We start from the raw sequence: 19,160 nt of genomic DNA on the forward strand, positions 1-19,160 counted from the left end.
TGATGTCCCAATGAGTGACACCATCGGCACACGACTGCGACGCGCCCGCGAAGGGAAAGGTCTCAACCAAGTTGACGTTGGTGAGGCCGTTGGAATCAGTCGTTCCTACCTTTCCGATATCGAAGCAGGAAAGAAGGACGGGAGCATCAAAACGATTAGTGCGTTAGCCCAGTACTATGATGTTTCCCTGGACTATCTTGCGGGCCTTTCGGTTCCTTCGGTCCAAAGCTCCGAGGACATCCCGCATGATGATTTTGAGCGCGTTTTGCTCAAGATCTGGCGCGCTATGAGCGATGAAGAGCGTCTCGGTCTGATGGCGCTTCTCAAGGCCAGAATCGACACCAATGCAGCCTAGCCCATCCCCCATCGCCCGTAGGTCTTTTGCCGCGTTCCCGTTCATTGTTTCCCTTTCGTTCTCATGGAACGATATCAGACCAGAGACTTGGGAGGGTATACGGAATTTGGATATGGGTTATGCGGCAATCGCCAAATGAATGCAGGTAAAGAATCTCGTGACTGAATCCTGCTTACTGCACCTAGATCATTTAGTGCGCTGCCCAAAAAGTATTTTCGGTAGGGTTATGTGGACTTCAGAAGGACATCCACCAGGAACGAAGATGTTTACTGCCCCACTCTCCATTGAAAACGATACGTCTGATGGGTTAATCCTACGCGGCCGTATCGCATGCTCGGGACCAATGAGATGGATGGCTCTAGTGATGACGGCCGAAAAGATACCATTGGAACGTATGTGGTTTCTGCCGCACGGCACTCATACAAATAAAGCACCCGCCTGGGCACCTGTTGAAACACATCGCATTCATCTCCCTCGTGCCGTGAGTAGACGTTATGCGTGGGAGGACAATCGTGTCTATCCTCATGACCCAAACCAAGAGATAGCCCGAAGAATTCCGGAAAATTTAATGGATGTAGACGCTGCAATTTCGTACTTTTTGCGCGTTACGAATATATCCGGGAACATTCCCGTTCCAGAATATCAGGCGACTTTGGGGTTATGACACAGAGAACTATATCCCTTCGAGAGCTGCTTTCGCCAGTGTTCGCTGAGGCTGATTATGCCGAGAGTGGAGCTTGGATATACACTCACTGCCTATATCCTGACGGTCAGGGAGTGAAAGTTCACGTTCGCCGAGCCGGATCGTCGTCGTGGACCGTAAGTGATTGCGGCGATGGGTGGAGTATCCTGCGAGATCATTTTTTAAACCCAACCCCACGAAGCGCAGCTAGACGAGCAGACCTGATAGTAAAGTCTATGGGGGTTAGTTATGAAAATGGTGAGTGGCATATCCATAACGTGTCGAACGAACAGCTTATAGGAAGTATCCTTCTGGTTGCTAATGCGGTTCAGGCATGGGTTATGAAAATGTCCAGTACCGAGCATCATGGCCGATCAGAAATTATTGAAGAAAAGCTACGAGAAAATCTTAGATCAGTGTTTGATCCTAAAAAAGTATGTTTCTCTCCTATCATTCCTGGTAGAAGCAAGTCCCATACCTTATCGGCGATGGTCTTTCTCAAGGATGATAGAAGTGCTATATTCGATGTCGTTACACCGTTTTCTGCATCAATATGTCCTGCATTCACCAAAATGTCCGACATAAAAAATAGCGAAACCCCGCCAAATTTCTTAGGAATAGTCATTGAGAACCATGAAGCATGGAGATCAGACGATCTTTCTCTTTTAAGAAGCTCCGCGACTGATATTATTGATATAAATAATGGATTGCCTCGAAAACTAGTTTCATTGGCAGCATAAGCTTTTCCCCGCTACGGCGGGGTTTTCTTTATCCAGCATTCACCACAGTCCGCTCGCCCACTTCTTCCAGCGTTTGCGCATAGCTTTAGCCGTCACTGCCCCTCAGGCGCAAAACACGTGCGCGCCTACTGCGGCGGATAGCCCGGCCTTCACCTGAAAAATCGCATCATAGCCTTCTGTCTCGCCCCCGCACACACGGGGCCGGTCGGGCCATACGCATTCGCCCCACGGCATCGGCTGGCGACTATATGTCTGGATCAGGACAGTTTCAGCGGCCATAGCGAATCTCCTTCCTTTGTGTTCCTATTATGTTCGTGCCGATTCGCGAAGGCGTTTTTTGCATGGGTGATATTTTGTCTCTTTGCGAGACATTTTCTCTTGACGCGATACGTCTCTTTGGGAGACATTGACCCCATCACCAACACGGAGATGGGAAGTGACCCACACACAGGTCGAGCAGGAGACTGCTCCCGAAAATAACCCCGCACAGATTACCCTGCTCAAGATCCGCGAATGGGGTGCGTGCGCAGATGGTCGCGACTGGTTCCGCGATAAGTTTCCGCAGGGCGGCACTTATGGCGAAGTAATGACCGGCCTGTATGCTGATAAGCGCTACAGCGATGCTCGTTGGCTGGCAAATAGGGCATTTGATGTAAAGAACATCAATTCCGATTTTATCGAAAGCGATGTTCGTTCGATCATTTCCGCCGTTGAGGGCATTGAGGTTGACGACGGCGCACAGGCCGGGTTCTCGGGCAACTACGCACGGGTCGGGTTCTCGGGCTACGGCGCACAGGCCGGGTTCTCGGGCAACGGCGCACGGGCTGCGTTCTCGGGCAACGGCGCACAGGCCGGGTTCTCGGGCAACGGCGCACAGGCCGGGTTCTCGGGCGACGACGCACAGGCCGGGTTCTCGGGCTACGGCGCACAGGCCGGGTTCTCGGGCGACGACGCACGGGCCGGGTTCTCGGGCTACGGCGCGCGGGCTGCGTTCTCGGGCAACGGCGCACGGGCTGCGTTCTCGGGCAACGGCGCACGGGCTGCGTTCTCGGGCAACGGCGCACAGGCCGGGTTCTCGGGCGACGACGCACAGGCCGGGTTCTCGGGCTACGGCGCACAGGCCGGGTTCTCGGGCGACGACGCACGGGCCGGGTTCTCGGGCGACGACGCACGGGCCGGGTTCTCGGGCTACGGCGCGCGGGCTGCGTTCTCGGGCTACGGCGCGCGGGCCGAATGCACTGGCGAGAACGCTACCATTGTATTTTCTGGCCTCAATTGTTCCGTCAGTCTCGGGAAAGGCGGTGCGGCAACCCTCACCTGGCATGATGGAACCAGAAATCGTTTCGTCCATCTTTACGAAGGTGAGGACGGTATTGAGGCGGGAACTCTCTACACCATCAAAGATGGGAAGGTGGTGAAGGTATGATTCCTCCCCTACCCGACAATCACCTGACCCGCTTCGTGGGCATGGCGCTTCTGATCGCGATGTTTTTGGGCACGTCGTTTTACGCATTCACCATTGTTGCAATGCCCTGACGTATCCGGGCCACCGGGATTGCGGTCCCGGAAGTATGGATGCTTTCGGCATGACGTGGAGATTATTATGAGCGAAACTGTAAATGCTCTTGAAGTAATACAGACCTTAACCCCTCAAGTTGTTTTCCAAAAGGGCAGCGTTGAGGACATTATTAGCAAATTAGAGCGCGATGTGCGTGCAATGGTGGTTGACCCAACCACTGAAAAGGGCCGGAAAGAAATCAAGTCCATTGCCCATAAGGTTGCCCGGTCAAAGACGGCTCTGGATGATATGGGTAAAGAGGTTCAGGCCGAGGCAAAGGCCATTGTTGATCGCGTAAACGAGGATCGCCGGGTTATCCGTGATCGTTTGAATGCATTGCGCGATGAAGTGCGTGCTCCTGTCGATGAATATGATGCACGGGAAAAGGAACGCGTCGAAGCGCATCAGTCTGCCATTCGTGAGATTGAATACCTGGCACGCTTTGATGCTGAACCAAATGAGGAACTTGTGCTTCAGCGTCTGGATGCTTTGGCGGCGTTCAGTGGCCGGGACTGGCAGGAATTCGCGGCGCGCGGCGCACAAGCTTATGGAGATGCGGAAAGAAATCTGAACGCACATGCCGTTGCCGCCAAGGCGCGTCGTGAAGCTCAGGAAAATGCTGATCGCATTGCAGCGATAGAAGTCGAGAAAGAGCGCGTCAGGCAAGAAGAAGAACGCAAGGTCCGTGAGGAAGAGATAGCGCGGCAAGCTGCGGAAGCGGCCCGTATAGAGGTAGAGCGCCGGGCGAAGATTGAGCAGGACCGGGTTGAGCGTGAACGGCAGGCAGCGATTGAGCGGTACCAGCGCGCCGAACGGCAGAAAATTGAGGCGGATAAGCTGGCCGAAGAGCAGCGCAAGGCTGCGGAAAAGAAAGCAGAAGAGGACAAGCAGGCCGCTATCGCTGCCGAGAGGAAGCGCGCTGAAGACGAAAAGCGACGCGAACAACAGGAAGCAGAGCGCCGGGCAAGCGATCGTGCCCACAAGGCTAAAGTCAATGGTGATGCGCTGCGCGCCCTGACCGCTCTGGGACTATCCGATGATCAGGGGAAGGCCGTAATCACCGCAATCGTGCAAGGGAAAGTCCCAAACGTCACGCTGTCCTACTGACACGACCATACGCATCGGCCCTTGAGAGGGCCGGTGAAATGGCCGAGTTGGCCGAATATTTGCGATAGGGGATTGAAAAATGCCTGACAAAAACTGGATTGACCAGAATATGACCCAAGATGATTGGGACTATGCCGACAAGCTGCATGCGATGAAGACGCTGCTTGAGGTCACCATGGCACAGGTCACTGAGTTCAAGTTGAGCGACGGCACTATATTGGACAGCCTGAACGCGATTGAAGATGATCTTGATACCGTCAAGAAAATGATCCGCGATTTTGATGGAATCGTGGAGCAGCGCATTCGCGATCGGCAGTCCGCATCAGCATTCGACCGCGCGGACATGCGCCGGTCCGAGCGTTTGGAGTGCGCGGCATGATCCTGCTCACAACCCACCAGCGCGTGCGGATCAACCGGCGCGTGATGCAAAACCATGCCGGTCGGAAGGGGCTGTGATGGGCGAAATCGCTGACATGATGCTTGATGGCACGCTTGACTGCATGACTGGGGAATATATTGGCGATCCTTGCGGATATCCCCGCACCTTCGAGGAAGATGAATCTCATGCGACTGCGTCAAAACGCAAGAAGCGTAGCCGCAAGAGTAAGAAAAAGAAGGTGGACGCAGCATGACCCGTCCCGAATATAACCCCATTGCCCACGACCTTATCCTGCGCCGCCTCGCATGGGCGAATGGCGATGATCGGGCATTGATTGCCCGCGCTGACGCGCCTCGCACGCAGTATGCGACCGCTGTGCCGCCGTATGGGGTTTGGTTCTGCCCGGATGGGTCGCAGATCCCCGCAGGGAGGATGTGATGGATATCCTGTCCATTATCAATAAGGTCTATGCTGAACGCATCAAAGACGATCTGACGCGCTTTACTTCTCGGCTGCTGGCTGCGCGGGCACCGGGTGCAGATGTAGATGCCGAAGCCATCGAACTGATCGAGGCCATGGAGGCATTGGAAAAATCACTGAAAACTTCACGCGGAATACTGAGGGATGCCGAAGAGGACGAGATGCAGGAGAATGGCACGCTCTGGTTTGAGAGCGAGAACTATGAAGCCGGACTGTCTCGAAAGGCACGCCAGCCGATTATAACTGACGACGCCGCCCTGCGCGCCGGGCATCCCGAACTGTTCGAACCGCAGCCCGACAAACTGAACCGGTCGGCACTGATAAAAGCCCTGAAAACAGGTGCGCATATTAACGGAGCCACGTTGAGCAACGGGGGCGGAATGTCTCTGGTGATCCGTGGCAAGAAAGGCAAAGTGGCATGAATGCGATCACGATAACCCAGAGCACTGGATTTGCCATTGATGGCATGCAGGGGGCGATGAGCCTGGCAAAGGCCATGTCCTCTGCCAAAATGGTTCCGCAGCATCTTCAGGGCAGCCCTGGCGACTGTCTGATGGTCATTGAACAGGCCATGCGTTGGCAGATGTCGCCGTTTGCTGTGGCTCAGGCTTCTGCCGTGGTGCGCGGGAAGATGTGCTTCGAAGGGAAGCTGGTCGCCGCCGCCATCCAGACCAGTGGCGTTTTAGAGGGGCGCTTTCACTACACGTTCTCTGGAGAAGGGCAGTCCCGCAAGGTAGAATGCTCGGGAAAGATCCGTGGCGAGAGCCAGCCCAGAACCGTTGAAGTCACGCTGGCAAGTGCCGCTACCGATAACGTGTGGTGGAAGAAAACCCCCGATCAGATGCTGACCTATCACGCGGCCCGCGTATGGGCGCGACGGCATACACCTGAAGTGATGCTGGGGGTTTATTCACCTGATGAATTTAATGATGTGCCTGCGCGTGACACATCTGCGATTGACATCACCCCCGAGCCCCAGCGCCCCACCACGCAGGAGCGGCGCCCTACCGATTACGTGGCGATGTTCGATGCACGCCTGGCGCAATGCACGGATATCGAAAGCGTCGATTTCCAGTGGAAGAAATGGAAAAGCACCGTCGAAAAAGCCAAAGAGGCCGGACGCCCCATCAGTCCAGATATGGTTGAGTGCATTCAGGCCATGATTAGTGAGCGGATGTCGCACATGCAGGAACGCGAAAACCAGATCGCAGAAGAGCAATCACGGGTTGATGCGGTTGAGGTTCCGGCATGAGTTGGAAAAAGGAGCGGTCACGGCCACCTCGCAAGTTCATTCAAGGGAATGTTTTGACCGATGTATTCGCCGCTCTTATGGCGTTTCTGGATGATGATTTATGGTTTTTTTATTATAGACGCTTAATTCATGCAAAAGCCCTAAGAAATATGTCACTCGCTACCCTGAATGGCATGATCCTGCGTGGCAGCATCAAAAGCGCACATATCAATCCTGATTGGATTGCTTGGGAACGTGATCGGTTTGCAAAGCTGGATCACAAAATCAAGTCAGAAATATTGTTTGGTGATTCGAAATGATCCTTTTCTTTGATACGGAAACGACGGGCATTCCGAATTACCGTCTGACATCGTCCCATGAAGCGCAGCCCCGCTGCGTGCAGCTTGCCGCGATACTGATGGAAAGCAGTGGCGTCGAACGCGCCAGCATGAATGTAATGATCCGTCCAGAAGGATGGACGATACCGCAGGGTGCAGCCGATGTGCATGGCATCACCACCACGCTTGCCGAAATGTGCGGCATTCGTGAGGTTGTGGCGGCGGCTGCCTTCTATGATTTGACACAGCGGGCGAACCTTCTGGTGGCCCATAATATCAAATTCGATTTGCAGATCGTCAGCACCATGTATGCCCGCGCAGAACGGAAATGGCATCTGCCGTCCGGTCGCGTATGCACGATGGAAAAAGCGGCCCCTCTGGTCAATCTTCCTCCCACCGAACGGATGCGTGCGGCTGGTATCGACAAACCCAAGGCGCCTTCACTGTCGGAATGTTATCGTCATTTCTTCGGTGAAGAATTGATCGGCGCACATGATGCCCTGGTTGATGTTCGCGCCTGCGCCCGCATCTTTTTCCATATCCGTAATGGCGCAGCCTCATGATGATCTTCACCAGCGATGCCGCTGAACCCGTTGAAATACCCGACGCGCGCCAGCCCATCTGGCTGCTTCAGGCAACGGCCCTTGCGGAGCGTGAGGGCGCGCATGGACTGAATGACCCGCAAACTGAGGCGTTGCGACTGGCATGGGATCAGGGCGAAAGCCCCCAGGATGCCGTTACACGCGTGATAGGGGCTGATTATGTCCAGTTCTGAAAACGAACTTATCCACGATGCGCGACAGGTTGATTTGGACGAAGTGATTATGCAGAACGAAGAACAGTTTGTGATGGTGCGGTTGCCGCTGAGTGCGGCGCAGCGGGAAACGGTTGTTGCCGAAATGATGTTTGCGGGAACCCCTGTAGCAGACGCTTTTGAAAAAGCCATTCTTGCCATCGGCACCCCCATTCCGCCGCGCGAGGATGTGAAGACCGTAGGATGGGGCCGGGAAACCTCCTTTGTCGATATCAAGGCTCCCGGATGCCACGCAGTTTCAATCCACAAGGAATGGGAAGGCGGAATCCCCCTCGTCCGCCGCACCGACATGGAAGCGCAGGTTGCCTACTTAAAAATGATCCTGTGGCCCATCCTCCACAAGTTGGATCACGTGGCCCACAAATTGGAACAGACAGAGGATGCCAAGTCTATCCACCAGTTGGCTCATATCTGTCTTTCTCTCCTGTCTAATGAAGAGGCTGTACGCGAAAGCGCGCTAGATGAATGGGAAGCTCACAAGGAAGGATCAGCCGCATGACCAAAACCAAACTCGAAATCATCGGCCCGTATACACCGGAGCATGAGGGGCCGTATTTGTTCAGCGGAGAAGAGTGCCTTGTGCATGGAACTCTAGGGACGCAGGCATTTATCAGCCGACCCGAAAGCGACAGGGGGTTTATTGTTAATACGTTCGACCTTATGAACGCCCGCGAAGTCCCTGTGGCGCGGGAGTTTTGGATTAATAGATATCCTCACGACGACAGTTATTACGTATATAAATCAGAAGATGATGCACGGGAAAGCTTGGCGCGCACGATAGGGCACACAATCCACGTCCGCGAAGTCCTGCCGGGGGATGGGGAATGACCACTACCACAAACTGGCCCAACCCCAACCGACCCGGCGCGCCGATGTTCCCTGACCGGGAGGGATGGCATGTCATGGAGGGGATATGCGGCGGTCAAACAGCATTGACGCATTGGAACGGCAGGGAATGGGGCGGTGGCGAACAGGTCCGAAGCCTGAATACTTCGCCTGAACGGTATAGATACGTTGGCGCGGTTTATACGCCTGCGCAGGTGTCCGCATTGCTCGCGGCAGAACGAGAGCGGTGTGCGATCGTATGTGACGGCATTGAAGATGAAGAATGGAAAAAGTGGAAGAAACACGCGGATATGATGGCGCAGGGTGCGTCTAATGGGGCGATGGACTGCGCCTCTGCAATCCGCAACCTGGGGGACGCGTCATGACACCCGATAAAATCAAGGATGCCATTTCAGAGGCCAAGCGCTTCATTGACCGGGCAGAAAAAGCCCTGACGGACTTTAAAACAAACCAATACGCATGGAATGGAACGCCCGCTACCGGTGCATGTAAACGTGCCTCAATGGATCTAACCCGCTCACTGGCTGATATGAGGAAAGCATCATGAGGACGAGAGAGGAGCAGATTTCAGAACTGGTCGATGGGCTCGAAAAGCCTGTGTGTAGGCCAGATTATTCCGTTTCCATTCTTGAGAAATGGCTAGAACGCCACATCCTCGAAGCTGAACGCCGGGCAGAACAGCGCGTTCGGGCGGAGATCGCTAAGCGGCATACATGGTTCTATATGGTCGATGATCCTGAAAGCGGCCATGCTGATCTGGCTGATATGCTTTGTGAGACAAAGCCTTTTGAAATTGTGGAAGCCTCTGAGGCCGCAGACATTCGTATTTTCTTCGCATACCAAGATGAGGATGGGGAAATTTACGAATTTCCTAATCGGAATGAGGCTGAGCAAGCAGCCCGTGCCGCCATCGACGCGGCACGGGAGGCGCAGGGATGACCATCACAGCCACATCCATCCTCGCCAGCGTTGACGATACGGGGAAGCGCATCGACACGCTGCTTCTACGGTATCCGCGATTTATCCATGCGGAGGAATTGACGCACCGCATAATCGAGACCCAGCCGGAATGCCTGTTTTATGAGGCCATTGCCGATGGGCTGATGTATTGCGACGATCTTTCGCGCAGTGCCTCCAGCAGCCGGGCTGTGCCTGTCCTGCGAATGATCGCGGATATTGAGCGCGATCCCGTTGCGCCCTCATTCTGGGGCGCCAACCAGGCGGGAATGCAGGCCAAGCAGGAACTGGCCGGCACTGCGCTTCAGGCGGCGAAAGACCGCTGGGGCATTGCCTTTCGCGACATGATCGAACACGCCAAGGCGCTGGCAAATATCGGCGCACACAAGCAGATCGTCAATCGCATCCTTGAACCGTTCGCCCACATCAACGTGGTGGTGACGGCAACGGAATGGGATAATTTCTTCGCCCTGCGCGATCATGCGGACGCCCAGCCGGAAATCCGTGCATTGGCGCAGGCGATGAAGATGGCGATGCTGGCCGCGCCAGTGCAGCATCTTGATTTGGGCCAGTGGCATTTGCCGTTCGTCTCCCCTGACGAAATCCGCGCGCATCAGGGCCACATGGACCCAACTGGAAACCTGCGTATCGTGTCGGCCGCCCGGTGTGCGCGCACGTCCTATCTGACCCACGATGGCCGAAAGTCGTCACTGGATGAGGATGTTGCCCTTGGCGAACGTCTGACGCGCTCCCGTCCGTTCCACGCCAGCCCTTTCGAGCATTCTGCGTCACCCTATGTCCCCGGTTTCCACGACGAAACCGACCAACGCAATTTCCGGGGCTGGGTCCAGAACCGCGCCCTGATGGAGAAATACCAGTGAGCCCAACAATCGACACATCCGCAATCGCTGCTATCCAGAAGGCTATTCATCAGCAAAACTGTGAAGCAGGATGGTGGGACAAGCCGCGCAATCATGGGGAGCTTCTCATGCTGATCGTATCGGAAATATCTGAGGCGATGGAGGGCGACCGCAAAGGGCTGATGGATGACCACTTGCCGCATCGTCCTATGATTGAGGTTGAATTGGCTGACGCCGTAATTCGCACTCTCGATATGGCGGCCGGCCTGAACCTCGACGTAGCAGGAGCGATGGCCGAGAAATTGTCTTACAACCGCACCCGTGCGGACCACTTGCGCGAAAACCGCGCGAAGGTTGGGGGGAAGAAATACTGATGACCGAACACCCCACCCATACCCCCTACCAGCGCGGACGCCGGGCGGCTGAGCGTGGGGCGCTGAGGGCGGTTCCGGAGGATCTGAAGCGCGTTGTGCTCTTGAGTGACCCTCCTCAGTTTCCAGGAACCGAATGGCTAAAGGGTTTCGACAGTATCTACGGAACTCAACGCACAGAAAACGCCACTGACGCACGCGGAGAACACTATAGGGCCGGGCAATTCCAAGCATGGGATGTGACGCGCTATCTGTCTGGCGATATGGCGCAAGCCTGGCAATATGTCTATCGGTGCGACCGAAAGGGATCTGGACAGGATGCAATTACCGATCTGCGCAAGGCCGTGGATTTTCTAGAGGATTGGTGCGTGAATGATGTTCCCGCAAGGGAGGTTGAATCATATGTGAGGAATCGTGTGGCTTACCTGTTGTGCGATCACAGGGCAGTAGAAGGCTGGAAGGTTCCGATATTGAACCGGATCTTCATGGCAGACACATATGTGGGCCAGAGCGCATCCGGGGACCAGTTCAATGGGAAATCCCTCGTAATGACGTCAGTCATTCCCGCCATCACTACCGAGATCACGCGGCGGGAGGCGGCATGACAACTCACATCCTCCATTATCCCGGTGGACTGACAGAACCCCTCGAACTGATTTCGGAAGGCCTAGGGCGTGTGTTTATCCGTCGTAACGGAGAAATCGTCGTCGCTCAGGCCGATACGTGGCGCAGGCTGGTCCAGAGCGGGAGTGTGCGTGAGGTCGGGCATGGGTGAAATAATGAACCGGACTACGTCTCCTATTTCCGCATCAATCCAAGATGCCGTAAGAATGAGCGGCATCGGACGCACAACGCTTTATGGGCTTCTGAGCCAAGGGAAGATCAAAGCACGGAAATGCGGGCGCCGGACGCTGATCATGGTTGACAGTTTGGAAAGCTACATCAACTCCCTTCCTTATCATCAGCCGGACAGTCACCGAGCATCCGACTAAAGCACCAGTTTCCCCACTCCTGCATCATGGGCCGCCTACGCTCCAGCAAATCGCTGCGGGCATAGGCGGCCTCTACTTTATTGTCCTTCTCGTGAGCCAAGGCCGCTTCCGCCATCTCCCTCGGATAGTTGGTCTGCTCGGCGGCCCAATCCCTAAATGTCGATCGGAAACCGTGCGGAACGATGGGTTCACCAGTAATGTCATCCTTCCAGTGGATCACATCATCTGTGCCCATGCCGTTCATTCTTCGTAACATCATGGTCATAGCCATTAATGAAATAGGCTTCCCTCTACGTCCCGGAAATACGCATGAATCTGGCCCATTTTGGCACGGGACCATCATTCCTAAAACTGCCATAGCGTGCGACGAAAGCGGGACACGATGTGGGCGCTTCGCCTTCATCCGGGCGCCGGGAATGGTCCAGACGCGCGAATGTAGGTTCATTTCTGCCCATGTCGCCCCTCTCACCTCGCCTGACCTGGCTGCTGTAAGGATGGCGAACAGGAGGGCCCATCTCCCCATTCCCTCCCGCTTGGAAAGTTCGGTCAGAAAATCAGGTATTCTTTTCCACGGTAGAGACGGATAATGTTCTACGTTCCGTATGCTGGACTGAGACGGCAGGATCGTGGAAATACGCCCCTTCCACCGGGCCGGGTTTTCTTGTGTGCACCATCCACGTGCATATGCAGAATCCATTACGTTCTCAATGCGCCCCCGTAGCCGCGATGCCGTTTCTGGAATCTGGTGCCAGATCGGACGCAAAATGCGCAAAACGTGATCAATCGTCACATCCTGAACGGGTATATCTCCTATGGTCGGATATGCGAATCGTTCTAGGGTGCTGACCCATTGGGCGATATGTTTTTCATTTCTCCATCCGGGTCGTTTGTCCTCGATTAGCGCCTTGGCGGCATACCGGAATGTTTTCGCCGATTGAGGCTCAGGCGATTGGTTGACGCGCCGCGCCTCAATTGGGTCTATTCCCTCACGAATTAGCCCCTTGGCCTCAAGGGCTTTTACCCGTGCAGCAGCCAGAGAGATATCCGGATATGACCCCAGACCCATATCCCGACTTCGACCCATCAGCATGAACCTCAGTACCCAATTTTTCCTGTCGGCTGATCGCACGTGAAGATACAGACCGTTCCCGTCAGCGTATCGCCCCGGTCTGGTCATGGATTTTACGGCTATTGCTGTCAATTTGCTCATGGTCTGGCCCCCAAATCAGCCCCAAATTAGCATCTGGTTGCCAGCGAACAAATAGGGACCATGGCGAATAATAGGAGCACTGATATGTGACGAGAAACGGCGGATTTTGAATGATGGCGGATAATTATGAACGATAGTACGGCGGACATCCCCTCCGCCAATTTCCCCTGACATACAGTGACAGCAGTTAACGATCCCTCGGGATGTCTGCCGTTTTATCGCCTTCTGATCTGACATGCGATGGCATGGAAAGACGCCGAAGGACAGATACGATGGGGATATCCATGCTGACGGATACTGCAATCCGCGCGTGCAAAGCCAAAAGACGGATTTTACAAGCTCTCCAATGCTGAGGGGCTTTTCAGCCTCTCGAAAAAGGGCAGCGGCCTGCCATCATCACTCTGGATGATCTGCGGGGAATGCGCTTGCGGCGCTGGTGATCCGACTGTCAGGGCCGTCCAAATACATCCGGCACAGCATGATCCCTTCGCCCTCCCGATGCGCCTTTACAACGAGCAGAACACCATCCCCATCATATCAAAGAGATTTACGCATTATCCGCCCGCAGATGGAAAAGGGTGATTTCAGATGGCCTGCCAAGCCGCAGCGCAAATCCCGGCCACAATCCGGTACCATTACTGACATACAGCGTCATACCACCCAGATCATAACGCCCGGACACAAAACCGCTATTCCCACGTGCAACAAGGCGATCAAGGCCGAAAATCATCCCGCCATGCGTATGCCCCGACAGTTGAAGGGCAACGCCCAGCTTGGAAGCGGTATGTGCATCACCAGGTTGGTGATCAAGCAGCACAACCGGCGCACCAGCGGGAGAACCTGCAAGGGCAGCAACCAGATCCGGGCCAGCCTGCCCATGCCCTGGTGCCGAGCGGTCAGTCACACCAGCGCATACCAGTTCGGCCCCTTCCCTTGTGATAACCACATGCCGGTTAAGCAGCATATGAAACCCCAATTCCGACAGGTGGTGCATCCAGTCATCATAATCGAAGAAATATTCATGGTTGCCCGGTATTGCCAGAACGCCATCCGGCGCATGAAGTCGTGCAAGCGGCGCCACATCAGCACAGCGCATGGCGACCGATCCATCAATGAAATCTCCGGTCACGACAATCATGTCCGCACCGGTCGCATTGGCGCGCTCCACAACCGATGCAGCCCAACTTGCAGGAAACAGCCGACTGATATGCATGTCGGTCAACTGAAGCAGCCGATATCCGTCAAACAAGGGCGAGAGGCCGGGAATGGTGACAGTCACGTCCCTGACCGGTGGCACCCTTATCGCATTGGCCACACCAATCGCAGCAAGCCCGCCGGCAATTCCCCCCACCGCCGCCCGCGCACCGACAGGAATATAAACCGGCTGCCATGTTACCAACGCAACAGCCAGCGCACCAAAATCAAGCACGACCTGCAATAGCGTAAGGAAGAGAAGCGCCCCGAAGGCCCAATTGAACAGAATAACAAAAGGACGGGGAAATTCCGGTGCAAAGACTGAGCCCGAGGAAAGCCGGGACCAGTAGTGATAAAGTGCCGCCACGACCACCAATGCAGCCGCAAGCATTTTCACCCCAAAAGATAGAGGCAACGGCCACAGCCAGTTCAGGATCACGATCAGCAGGGGCAAACCAAAAACAACAAGGCGCATTACAATCCATATCCTTGCATTGGGACATAGGGAACGTGTTTCGCCCCCTGCATACGGGCCACGCATATGCGCAAAATACCTGCGGGGTGCCAGAATTATACATTATGCCATAGGCTTGGCCGTTTCAGGAGAACTTATCCCCGGGCATTTGCGCGTTTTTATGCCTATGGCGCCGCAGGATACGCGCGATCAAGCACATATATACGCGTAACCGTCAGCCCCTTGATATAGCGGCATATCCAAAAAAAAAAAACCGCCCCGAAGGGCGGTTATATTCAGTCATGGGGCATCATCGGGCATGTGCTGCCTTCCCCCATAACAGGTTTGCGGAACCGCAATATCAGGCTGCAACCTCGGCAGGCGGCACCATAACTGCAACAGGAGCTGCGACGTGCCCCGGTTGTGCTGCGAGCAATTCCACTGCCGCCAGATAAATGGCGCTGAACCCGCAAAATAATCCTTCATATCCGGCAATAACCGTCAACATGGGCTGCTCAAGGATTTCGGCAAGGCCGAGCAGCAGAAACAATACTGTCAGGCTGGAAAACACCACCTGATGCATGCGCGAGGCACGCAGCGTACCAATCGTCATAATGGCAGTAAACAGGCCCCACATCAGCAGGTAGCTGCCCATCAAGGCAGGTGATGAGGGTGCCACCAATCCCCAGTGCGGCAAGAACAGCAACACAACGAGGGATAGCCAGAAAGCGCCATAAGACATGAAGGCCGTCATGCCAAATGTATTTCTGTTTCCGTATTCCAGCAGGCCGGCGACAAATTGCGTCGCCCCGCCGAACACCAATCCCATTGCGAGAATAGCTCCCCCCATGGGAACGATGCCTGAATTATGCAGGTTGAGCAGGACAGTGGTCATGCCAAACCCCATCAACCCCAACGGGGCAGGATCTGCTTTTGCCGAATTATGGGTCATGCCGCAATTCCATTCCATGGCGGATAAATCATGACAAAACATGTCACGATCAGCCCGACCCGGCATATTAAAATCTATCTTAGAGAACGTCAGGAAATAACCCATTCATAAAACCCTGCAAAGGGTCTGGCGGACGCGCGCCTTTCAAATGGCAGCCCCCCTGAAGTCCTGGGGGAAAAGCTGCACCAGACCCTGGTTCCTGATTTCAGGCTGTTTGCGCACTTATCCCATTTTGGACAAGCAGTTGGCGCAAGGCCATGATAACCGGAAAAACTTCCTGATTCCGATCACCGCCCTGCTCCTGCCATGCCCGCTGTTCAAGTTCGACAATTTCGCGATCCTCAGCAAAGACACGTTCCGTAAAGGCAACCAGCAACGGCCATGCCAGATCCAGTATGAACGGAACCTTCAACCGGCGTATGGACAATAGTCCAAAGACACGGTTGGTTTGTTCCTCGCGATCCTGCGGCACATACGCAATCCACAGGTCCATGACCGGTTCCTCAACGCCCTGCGTCTCGATCCGCAATGCCTGATATGGATATTGTGTACGGATGGTCATGACATCGCGATAGGCGAAATTGCGCCCTTCTTTCCGACGCTGCCCATAAATCAGGGCTTCACTCAGGGGTTGCTTGCCGGCCATACGCGCAAAGGTATAGCGCGCCTCCACAAAATCATGACCACGTTCCATGCCCAGGAACCGGGGTTTCATACTTCCGACCAGACGACTGTGCAGGACCTGATGGTTCATGTCCATCAGGTTTTCATGCATGAAACTGTAATGGCATTTCACAATTTTTCCAAAATGACGCGTACGATAATGTGGATCGCGCACACGTGGAATATCCGGCAGAGGCACACTGTCGGACTTTTCCATCGGCCCCATGAAAACAAAAATCAGCCCGTCCTTTTCCTGACAGGCCCATGTGCGCAGTCGGGGCAGATCATCTTCGATTTTCATATCCGGTGAAAAACACTGTCCACGTCGGCTATATTTCAGCCCATGATATGCACAGCGCACAAAATCCCCACATACATCTCCTTTGCTCAGAGGAACCTGACGATGGGGACAGACATCATCAAGCGCAAAGATCGCACCGGCCTCTGGCCTGACCACGACAATCGGCTGCCCTGCATAACGTACCCCGATCGCCCTGCCCCGACGCAGTTCACGCGACCAGGCAACGGGATACCAGAAATCAGGGTTACTCCGCACACGCCGGATATCATGGGGCAGACGCGGCATCCGCACCGGCGCGGTTATGTCCGATATAATCCGTGCCATACTCGCTTCAATGCCTCCCACAATATCGGCCACACGGGACCTGGGGCGGCGCAGTCAGAAAAGACGTTATTTTTCGTGTGATTTTCATAAAACTGCAACGCGTGGATGCGTTACCTGCCATATCGCCATGGCACGTGGCTTCCTGCCTGATGGGCATAGGCTTCTCCCGCCTTCGGCACATCCCGTCCGACGGCTTGGCAAATGACGATGGCAGGTCTCCTGGCTCACGGATCATGGCCTGCCGGTTCCTGCCTTCCCATTCCCTTGATCGTGGAAACAGTGACCTACCCCATGGGGGTAAATGAACCGGCGACATACCGCCTACAGTTGCGGGAGCAGCCTCCGACTTGGCTCCCGGGCTTATGACCCGGCCGGAGCATGACGGCGTTCCCTGTTAGCCCGCTCGCACGGGACCATCGACTTGATAGAAGTTGATAGTGCCTGCATTTTTCCGCCAGATGCAAGATATCCTGAAGATTTTTTCGAAATGCATTCGCAGATCAGTCCCAGCCCCGCAAATGTCCGGAAAGGTTTTTGCAAACAATAATCCGGGGAAATAACGGATTCGTAAAAAAACAGCCCGGATTACATCAAGATGCCTTATCGACAGAGTTCCCACGGAATGACAGCATCCCCGATCCGCCTGACCGTTACCCCGTACACTGCATGCATGATATCATCATCCAGCACCTGTGTTGCAGGGCCATGTCGAATGATGGAGCCATCATCCATCAGCACAAGTTCATCGCAAAACCGCGTTGCCAGCACCAGATCATGCAACACAACGACAATCCCCTTACCTTGTGCGGCCTGTTCACGGAAAAGCTGCATCATGGACAGGGCATGGGCAGGGTCAAGGGCAGCAATCGGTTCATCCGCCACAACAACAGGCGTATCGGTCGCCAGCGCACGCGCGAGGTTCATACGCGCCCGCTCTCCACCCGAAAGATGACTGGCCGGACGGGCAGACAGGTCCAGCAGGCCTGTTGCCTCCAGCGCACGTTGCACCGCAGGATGCCCTATCGCATGCATGTTGGCCTGTCCATGTGGCAGGCGCCCAAGTGCCACCAGATTACGGACGGGCATCGGCGGCGGCATTCCCCCATCTTGCGGGATAAAGGCCAGTTGCCTTGCCCTCATTGCGGGGGGGATCTGCCCCATGTCACGCCCAAGAAGCTGGATCTTCCCACAATCGGGGGCCTGTAACCCCGCAAGCATACGCATGAACGTGCTTTTCCCCGCCCCGTTCGGTCCGATCAGGCCCACAACCCGCCCCCGTTCCAGGGTAAGGGCAGCGGCGGAAACGACAGCACGTTCCCCCCGTCTGAGCGAGACGCCGCACGCATGAAGCAAGCTCATGGGCTGCTCCTTTTAAGGATGATGACACGGGCGAAAAAAACCGGCGCACCAACCAATGCCGTCAATACGCCAAGCTGTAGTTCAGGCCCGCTTGCCGCCAGGCGCACAACCATATCCGCCACCAGGAGCAACAGTCCGCCACCCAGAAAGGACGGCACAAGCAGGCGTGAAGGCTGGTGCCCCGTCAACGGGCGCAACAGATGCGGCACCACCAACCCCACAAAGCCAATCGCACCGGAAACCGCCACACACGCCCCAACGGCAAGAGCCGGGCCAAGCACGACGCGCGTCTGTATCCCCCATGGCGCATGAAGCCGGAACCCAAGGCTTTCCGCCACATCCGTACCCAGCGCCAGCGCATCGAGCGCACGTGCGCAGGACAGCATAAACAGCGTGCCACACACCACACCGGGCAGGCAGATCCAGACATGGGTAAAGGTCCGGTCAGTCAGTGACCCCATAAGCCAATGCATGATTTCAAAGGATGCATACGGACTGGGGACAAGGTTCAGCACCAGCGCCGTCAGCGCGGCGGTAAAACTGCTAAGTGCCGCCCCCGCCAGTAAAAGCACCAGTGTCCCGCCACGCCCCACCACCCCCATCAGCACGGCAGCCGCGCACAGGGCCCCCGTCAGGCCACCAAGCGGCAGGGCCGCGATGGAAAGCTGCATGAGGCCGGTATAAAACACGCATACCGCACCAAGTGCCGCCCCACCCGATACGCCCAGAATACCGGGGTCCGCCAGCGGGTTTCGCAGATATCCCTGCAGGACCGCACCCGACAGGCCCAGTGTGCCACCCACCATAATGGCCAACAGGGTGCGCGGCAGACGCAGTTGCGCCACGATGATCGCACCGGCCGTATGTCGCCCCGCCATCAGGTCCGCCAGTGCATGCGAAAACATGATGCTGGTTTCCCCCCACATCAACGACGCCCCGAACAGGCCCACCACCCCAAGCAGCAGCAGCGTATTGAGCAACAGGGTTCCATGC

At 55.5% G+C, this 19,160-nt stretch carries 29 protein-coding genes and 1 riboswitch; of the genes, 22 read left to right on the plus strand and 7 right to left on the minus strand.

Annotated elements, in window-relative coordinates; genetic code table 11:
- The first annotated feature begins 10 nt into the window (after window positions 1–10).
- Both IFJ82_RS09835 and IFJ82_RS09840 read left to right on the plus strand, forming a co-directional pair.
- Window positions 11–355, plus strand: coding sequence for a helix-turn-helix transcriptional regulator (locus tag IFJ82_RS09835; protein ID WP_192264287.1), 345 nt, complete (start codon window positions 11–13; stop codon window positions 353–355).
- A 960-nt stretch (window positions 356–1,315) separates the two neighbouring features.
- Entirely contained in the window at window positions 1,316–1,777 is a 462-nt protein-coding gene (locus IFJ82_RS09840) for a hypothetical protein (protein ID WP_192264290.1), read from the plus strand.
- A gap of 102 nt (window positions 1,778–1,879) precedes the next feature.
- On the opposite strand, the gene IFJ82_RS09845 is transcribed toward IFJ82_RS09840, so the two are convergent.
- Window positions 1,880–2,056 carry a hypothetical protein gene (locus IFJ82_RS09845; protein ID WP_192264292.1) on the minus strand — a complete coding sequence of 59 codons (177 nt, stop codon included), beginning with the start codon at window positions 2,054–2,056 and terminating at the stop codon, window positions 1,880–1,882.
- A gap of 157 nt (window positions 2,057–2,213) precedes the next feature.
- Here IFJ82_RS09845 and IFJ82_RS09850 point away from each other — a divergent pair, with 157 nt between their 5' ends.
- The 20 genes from IFJ82_RS09850 to IFJ82_RS16015 all read left to right on the plus strand — a co-directional run bounded on the left by IFJ82_RS09850 (window position 2,214) and on the right by IFJ82_RS16015 (window position 11,710).
- Window positions 2,214–3,203 (plus strand): hypothetical protein, encoded by a 990-nt coding sequence (locus tag IFJ82_RS09850; RefSeq protein WP_192264294.1) that lies wholly within the window; start codon window positions 2,214–2,216, stop codon window positions 3,201–3,203.
- Window positions 3,204–3,380: 177 nt separating this feature from the next.
- Window positions 3,381–4,442, plus strand: a complete 1,062-nt coding sequence (locus IFJ82_RS09855) for a coiled-coil domain-containing protein (protein ID WP_192264297.1) — start codon at window positions 3,381–3,383, stop codon at window positions 4,440–4,442.
- 79 nt (window positions 4,443–4,521) lie between these two features.
- The gene (locus tag IFJ82_RS09860) at window positions 4,522–4,821 is read left to right on the plus strand and encodes a hypothetical protein (protein WP_192264300.1); all 300 of its coding nucleotides are present in this window, start codon (window positions 4,522–4,524) and stop codon (window positions 4,819–4,821) included.
- A gap of 76 nt (window positions 4,822–4,897) precedes the next feature.
- Window positions 4,898–5,074: a hypothetical protein gene (locus tag IFJ82_RS09865; protein ID WP_192264303.1), complete on the plus strand. Its 177-nt coding sequence runs from the start codon at window positions 4,898–4,900 to the stop codon at window positions 5,072–5,074.
- Window positions 5,071–5,259: a hypothetical protein gene (locus tag IFJ82_RS09870; protein ID WP_192264306.1), complete on the plus strand. Its 189-nt coding sequence runs from the start codon at window positions 5,071–5,073 to the stop codon at window positions 5,257–5,259. Before IFJ82_RS09865 ends, IFJ82_RS09870 begins: the two co-directional genes overlap by 4 nt.
- Window positions 5,259–5,723, plus strand: coding sequence for a siphovirus Gp157 family protein (locus IFJ82_RS09875; RefSeq protein WP_192264308.1), 465 nt, complete (start codon window positions 5,259–5,261; stop codon window positions 5,721–5,723). Before IFJ82_RS09870 ends, IFJ82_RS09875 begins: the two co-directional genes overlap by 1 nt.
- Window positions 5,720–6,553 (plus strand): recombinase RecT, encoded by an 834-nt coding sequence (locus IFJ82_RS09880; RefSeq protein WP_192264311.1) that lies wholly within the window; start codon window positions 5,720–5,722, stop codon window positions 6,551–6,553. The genes IFJ82_RS09875 and IFJ82_RS09880 overlap by 4 nt, the downstream gene beginning before the upstream one ends.
- Window positions 6,550–6,852 carry a hypothetical protein gene (locus IFJ82_RS09885; protein WP_192264314.1) on the plus strand — a complete coding sequence of 101 codons (303 nt, stop codon included), beginning with the start codon at window positions 6,550–6,552 and terminating at the stop codon, window positions 6,850–6,852. The genes IFJ82_RS09880 and IFJ82_RS09885 overlap by 4 nt, the downstream gene beginning before the upstream one ends.
- Entirely contained in the window at window positions 6,849–7,433 is a 585-nt protein-coding gene (locus tag IFJ82_RS09890; RefSeq protein WP_192264317.1) for a 3'-5' exonuclease, read from the plus strand. Before IFJ82_RS09885 ends, IFJ82_RS09890 begins: the two co-directional genes overlap by 4 nt.
- A complete protein-coding gene (locus IFJ82_RS09895; RefSeq protein WP_192264319.1) occupies window positions 7,430–7,645 on the plus strand; it encodes a hypothetical protein in 216 nt (71 codons plus the stop codon). The genes IFJ82_RS09890 and IFJ82_RS09895 overlap by 4 nt, the downstream gene beginning before the upstream one ends.
- Window positions 7,632–8,183: a hypothetical protein gene (locus tag IFJ82_RS09900; RefSeq protein ID WP_192264322.1), complete on the plus strand. Its 552-nt coding sequence runs from the start codon at window positions 7,632–7,634 to the stop codon at window positions 8,181–8,183. Before IFJ82_RS09895 ends, IFJ82_RS09900 begins: the two co-directional genes overlap by 14 nt.
- Window positions 8,180–8,512: a hypothetical protein gene (locus tag IFJ82_RS09905; protein WP_192264325.1), complete on the plus strand. Its 333-nt coding sequence runs from the start codon at window positions 8,180–8,182 to the stop codon at window positions 8,510–8,512. The genes IFJ82_RS09900 and IFJ82_RS09905 overlap by 4 nt, the downstream gene beginning before the upstream one ends.
- Entirely contained in the window at window positions 8,509–8,895 is a 387-nt protein-coding gene (locus tag IFJ82_RS09910; RefSeq protein WP_192264328.1) for a hypothetical protein, read from the plus strand. The genes IFJ82_RS09905 and IFJ82_RS09910 overlap by 4 nt, the downstream gene beginning before the upstream one ends.
- A complete protein-coding gene (locus IFJ82_RS09915; protein ID WP_192264330.1) occupies window positions 8,892–9,077 on the plus strand; it encodes a hypothetical protein in 186 nt (61 codons plus the stop codon). Before IFJ82_RS09910 ends, IFJ82_RS09915 begins: the two co-directional genes overlap by 4 nt.
- Window positions 9,074–9,469, plus strand: a complete 396-nt coding sequence (locus IFJ82_RS09920) for a hypothetical protein (RefSeq protein ID WP_192264333.1) — start codon at window positions 9,074–9,076, stop codon at window positions 9,467–9,469. Before IFJ82_RS09915 ends, IFJ82_RS09920 begins: the two co-directional genes overlap by 4 nt.
- Window positions 9,466–10,368, plus strand: a complete 903-nt coding sequence (locus IFJ82_RS09925; RefSeq protein WP_192264351.1) for an FAD-dependent thymidylate synthase — start codon at window positions 9,466–9,468, stop codon at window positions 10,366–10,368. Before IFJ82_RS09920 ends, IFJ82_RS09925 begins: the two co-directional genes overlap by 4 nt.
- Window positions 10,365–10,721, plus strand: a complete 357-nt coding sequence (locus IFJ82_RS09930) for a nucleoside triphosphate pyrophosphohydrolase family protein (protein WP_225578621.1) — start codon at window positions 10,365–10,367, stop codon at window positions 10,719–10,721. The genes IFJ82_RS09925 and IFJ82_RS09930 overlap by 4 nt, the downstream gene beginning before the upstream one ends.
- Window positions 10,721–11,323 carry a hypothetical protein gene (locus IFJ82_RS09935; protein WP_192264353.1) on the plus strand — a complete coding sequence of 201 codons (603 nt, stop codon included), beginning with the start codon at window positions 10,721–10,723 and terminating at the stop codon, window positions 11,321–11,323. The genes IFJ82_RS09930 and IFJ82_RS09935 overlap by 1 nt, the downstream gene beginning before the upstream one ends.
- Window positions 11,320–11,493: a hypothetical protein gene (locus tag IFJ82_RS09940; RefSeq protein WP_192264356.1), complete on the plus strand. Its 174-nt coding sequence runs from the start codon at window positions 11,320–11,322 to the stop codon at window positions 11,491–11,493. Before IFJ82_RS09935 ends, IFJ82_RS09940 begins: the two co-directional genes overlap by 4 nt.
- A 55-nt stretch (window positions 11,494–11,548) precedes the next feature.
- Entirely contained in the window at window positions 11,549–11,710 is a 162-nt protein-coding gene (locus tag IFJ82_RS16015) for a helix-turn-helix domain-containing protein (protein ID WP_408901684.1), read from the plus strand.
- Here IFJ82_RS16015 and IFJ82_RS09950 read toward each other — a convergent pair.
- The 6 genes from IFJ82_RS09950 to IFJ82_RS09975 form a co-directional block, all read right to left on the minus strand.
- On the minus strand, window positions 11,661–12,920 hold the full coding sequence (locus IFJ82_RS09950) for a tyrosine-type recombinase/integrase (protein ID WP_192264359.1): 1,260 nt from the start codon (window positions 12,918–12,920) through the stop codon (window positions 11,661–11,663). The genes IFJ82_RS16015 and IFJ82_RS09950 overlap by 50 nt on opposite strands.
- Before the next feature lie 547 nt (window positions 12,921–13,467).
- On the minus strand, window positions 13,468–14,589 hold the full coding sequence (locus IFJ82_RS09955) for a metallophosphoesterase (RefSeq protein WP_192264361.1): 1,122 nt from the start codon (window positions 14,587–14,589) through the stop codon (window positions 13,468–13,470).
- A 340-nt stretch (window positions 14,590–14,929) separates the two neighbouring features.
- Window positions 14,930–15,538 (minus strand): acetate uptake transporter, encoded by a 609-nt coding sequence (locus IFJ82_RS09960; RefSeq protein WP_003619504.1) that lies wholly within the window; start codon window positions 15,536–15,538, stop codon window positions 14,930–14,932.
- 187 nt (window positions 15,539–15,725) lie between these two features.
- On the minus strand, window positions 15,726–16,808 hold the full coding sequence (locus IFJ82_RS09965; protein WP_075595423.1) for an aromatic ring-hydroxylating oxygenase subunit alpha: 1,083 nt from the start codon (window positions 16,806–16,808) through the stop codon (window positions 15,726–15,728).
- A 192-nt stretch (window positions 16,809–17,000) separates the two neighbouring features.
- Window positions 17,001–17,241: riboswitch (cobalamin riboswitch) on the minus strand.
- 167 nt (window positions 17,242–17,408) lie between these two features.
- Window positions 17,409–18,167, minus strand: coding sequence for an ABC transporter ATP-binding protein (locus IFJ82_RS09970; protein ID WP_075595393.1), 759 nt, complete (start codon window positions 18,165–18,167; stop codon window positions 17,409–17,411).
- Window positions 18,164–19,093, minus strand: coding sequence for a FecCD family ABC transporter permease (locus IFJ82_RS09975; protein ID WP_239026130.1), 930 nt, complete (start codon window positions 19,091–19,093; stop codon window positions 18,164–18,166). The genes IFJ82_RS09970 and IFJ82_RS09975 overlap by 4 nt, the downstream gene beginning before the upstream one ends.
- Between the last annotated feature and the right edge of the window lie 67 nt (window positions 19,094–19,160).

The sequence above is a fragment of the Novacetimonas hansenii genome (assembly GCF_014843995.1).
Lineage (GTDB): Bacteria > Pseudomonadota > Alphaproteobacteria > Acetobacterales > Acetobacteraceae > Novacetimonas > Novacetimonas hansenii.

Coding starts and splice junctions, on each gene's coding strand:
- IFJ82_RS09835 (WP_192264287.1), top strand. CDS start 11: ATGAGTGACACCATCGGCACACGACTGCGACGCGCCCGCGAAGGGAAA.
- IFJ82_RS09845 (WP_192264292.1), bottom strand. CDS start 2,056: ATGGCCGCTGAAACTGTCCTGATCCAGACATATAGTCGCCAGCCGATG.
- IFJ82_RS09855 (WP_192264297.1), top strand. CDS start 3,381: ATGAGCGAAACTGTAAATGCTCTTGAAGTAATACAGACCTTAACCCCT.
- IFJ82_RS09860 (WP_192264300.1), top strand. CDS start 4,522: ATGCCTGACAAAAACTGGATTGACCAGAATATGACCCAAGATGATTGG.
- IFJ82_RS09865 (WP_192264303.1), top strand. CDS start 4,898: ATGGGCGAAATCGCTGACATGATGCTTGATGGCACGCTTGACTGCATG.
- IFJ82_RS09870 (WP_192264306.1), top strand. CDS start 5,071: ATGACCCGTCCCGAATATAACCCCATTGCCCACGACCTTATCCTGCGC.
- IFJ82_RS09875 (WP_192264308.1), top strand. CDS start 5,259: ATGGATATCCTGTCCATTATCAATAAGGTCTATGCTGAACGCATCAAA.
- IFJ82_RS09880 (WP_192264311.1), top strand. CDS start 5,720: ATGAATGCGATCACGATAACCCAGAGCACTGGATTTGCCATTGATGGC.
- IFJ82_RS09885 (WP_192264314.1), top strand. CDS start 6,550: ATGAGTTGGAAAAAGGAGCGGTCACGGCCACCTCGCAAGTTCATTCAA.
- IFJ82_RS09890 (WP_192264317.1), top strand. CDS start 6,849: ATGATCCTTTTCTTTGATACGGAAACGACGGGCATTCCGAATTACCGT.
- IFJ82_RS09895 (WP_192264319.1), top strand. CDS start 7,430: ATGATGATCTTCACCAGCGATGCCGCTGAACCCGTTGAAATACCCGAC.
- IFJ82_RS09900 (WP_192264322.1), top strand. CDS start 7,632: ATGTCCAGTTCTGAAAACGAACTTATCCACGATGCGCGACAGGTTGAT.
- IFJ82_RS09905 (WP_192264325.1), top strand. CDS start 8,180: ATGACCAAAACCAAACTCGAAATCATCGGCCCGTATACACCGGAGCAT.
- IFJ82_RS09910 (WP_192264328.1), top strand. CDS start 8,509: ATGACCACTACCACAAACTGGCCCAACCCCAACCGACCCGGCGCGCCG.
- IFJ82_RS09915 (WP_192264330.1), top strand. CDS start 8,892: ATGACACCCGATAAAATCAAGGATGCCATTTCAGAGGCCAAGCGCTTC.
- IFJ82_RS09920 (WP_192264333.1), top strand. CDS start 9,074: ATGAGGACGAGAGAGGAGCAGATTTCAGAACTGGTCGATGGGCTCGAA.
- IFJ82_RS09925 (WP_192264351.1), top strand. CDS start 9,466: ATGACCATCACAGCCACATCCATCCTCGCCAGCGTTGACGATACGGGG.
- IFJ82_RS09935 (WP_192264353.1), top strand. CDS start 10,721: ATGACCGAACACCCCACCCATACCCCCTACCAGCGCGGACGCCGGGCG.
- IFJ82_RS09940 (WP_192264356.1), top strand. CDS start 11,320: ATGACAACTCACATCCTCCATTATCCCGGTGGACTGACAGAACCCCTC.
- IFJ82_RS16015 (WP_408901684.1), top strand. CDS start 11,549: ATGAGCGGCATCGGACGCACAACGCTTTATGGGCTTCTGAGCCAAGGG.
- IFJ82_RS09950 (WP_192264359.1), bottom strand. CDS start 12,920: ATGAGCAAATTGACAGCAATAGCCGTAAAATCCATGACCAGACCGGGG.
- IFJ82_RS09955 (WP_192264361.1), bottom strand. CDS start 14,589: ATGCGCCTTGTTGTTTTTGGTTTGCCCCTGCTGATCGTGATCCTGAAC.
- IFJ82_RS09960 (WP_003619504.1), bottom strand. CDS start 15,538: ATGGAATGGAATTGCGGCATGACCCATAATTCGGCAAAAGCAGATCCT.
- IFJ82_RS09965 (WP_075595423.1), bottom strand. CDS start 16,808: ATGGCACGGATTATATCGGACATAACCGCGCCGGTGCGGATGCCGCGT.
- IFJ82_RS09970 (WP_075595393.1), bottom strand. CDS start 18,167: ATGAGCTTGCTTCATGCGTGCGGCGTCTCGCTCAGACGGGGGGAACGT.
- IFJ82_RS09975 (WP_239026130.1), bottom strand. CDS start 19,093: ATGTGGGGGGAAACCAGCATCATGTTTTCGCATGCACTGGCGGACCTG.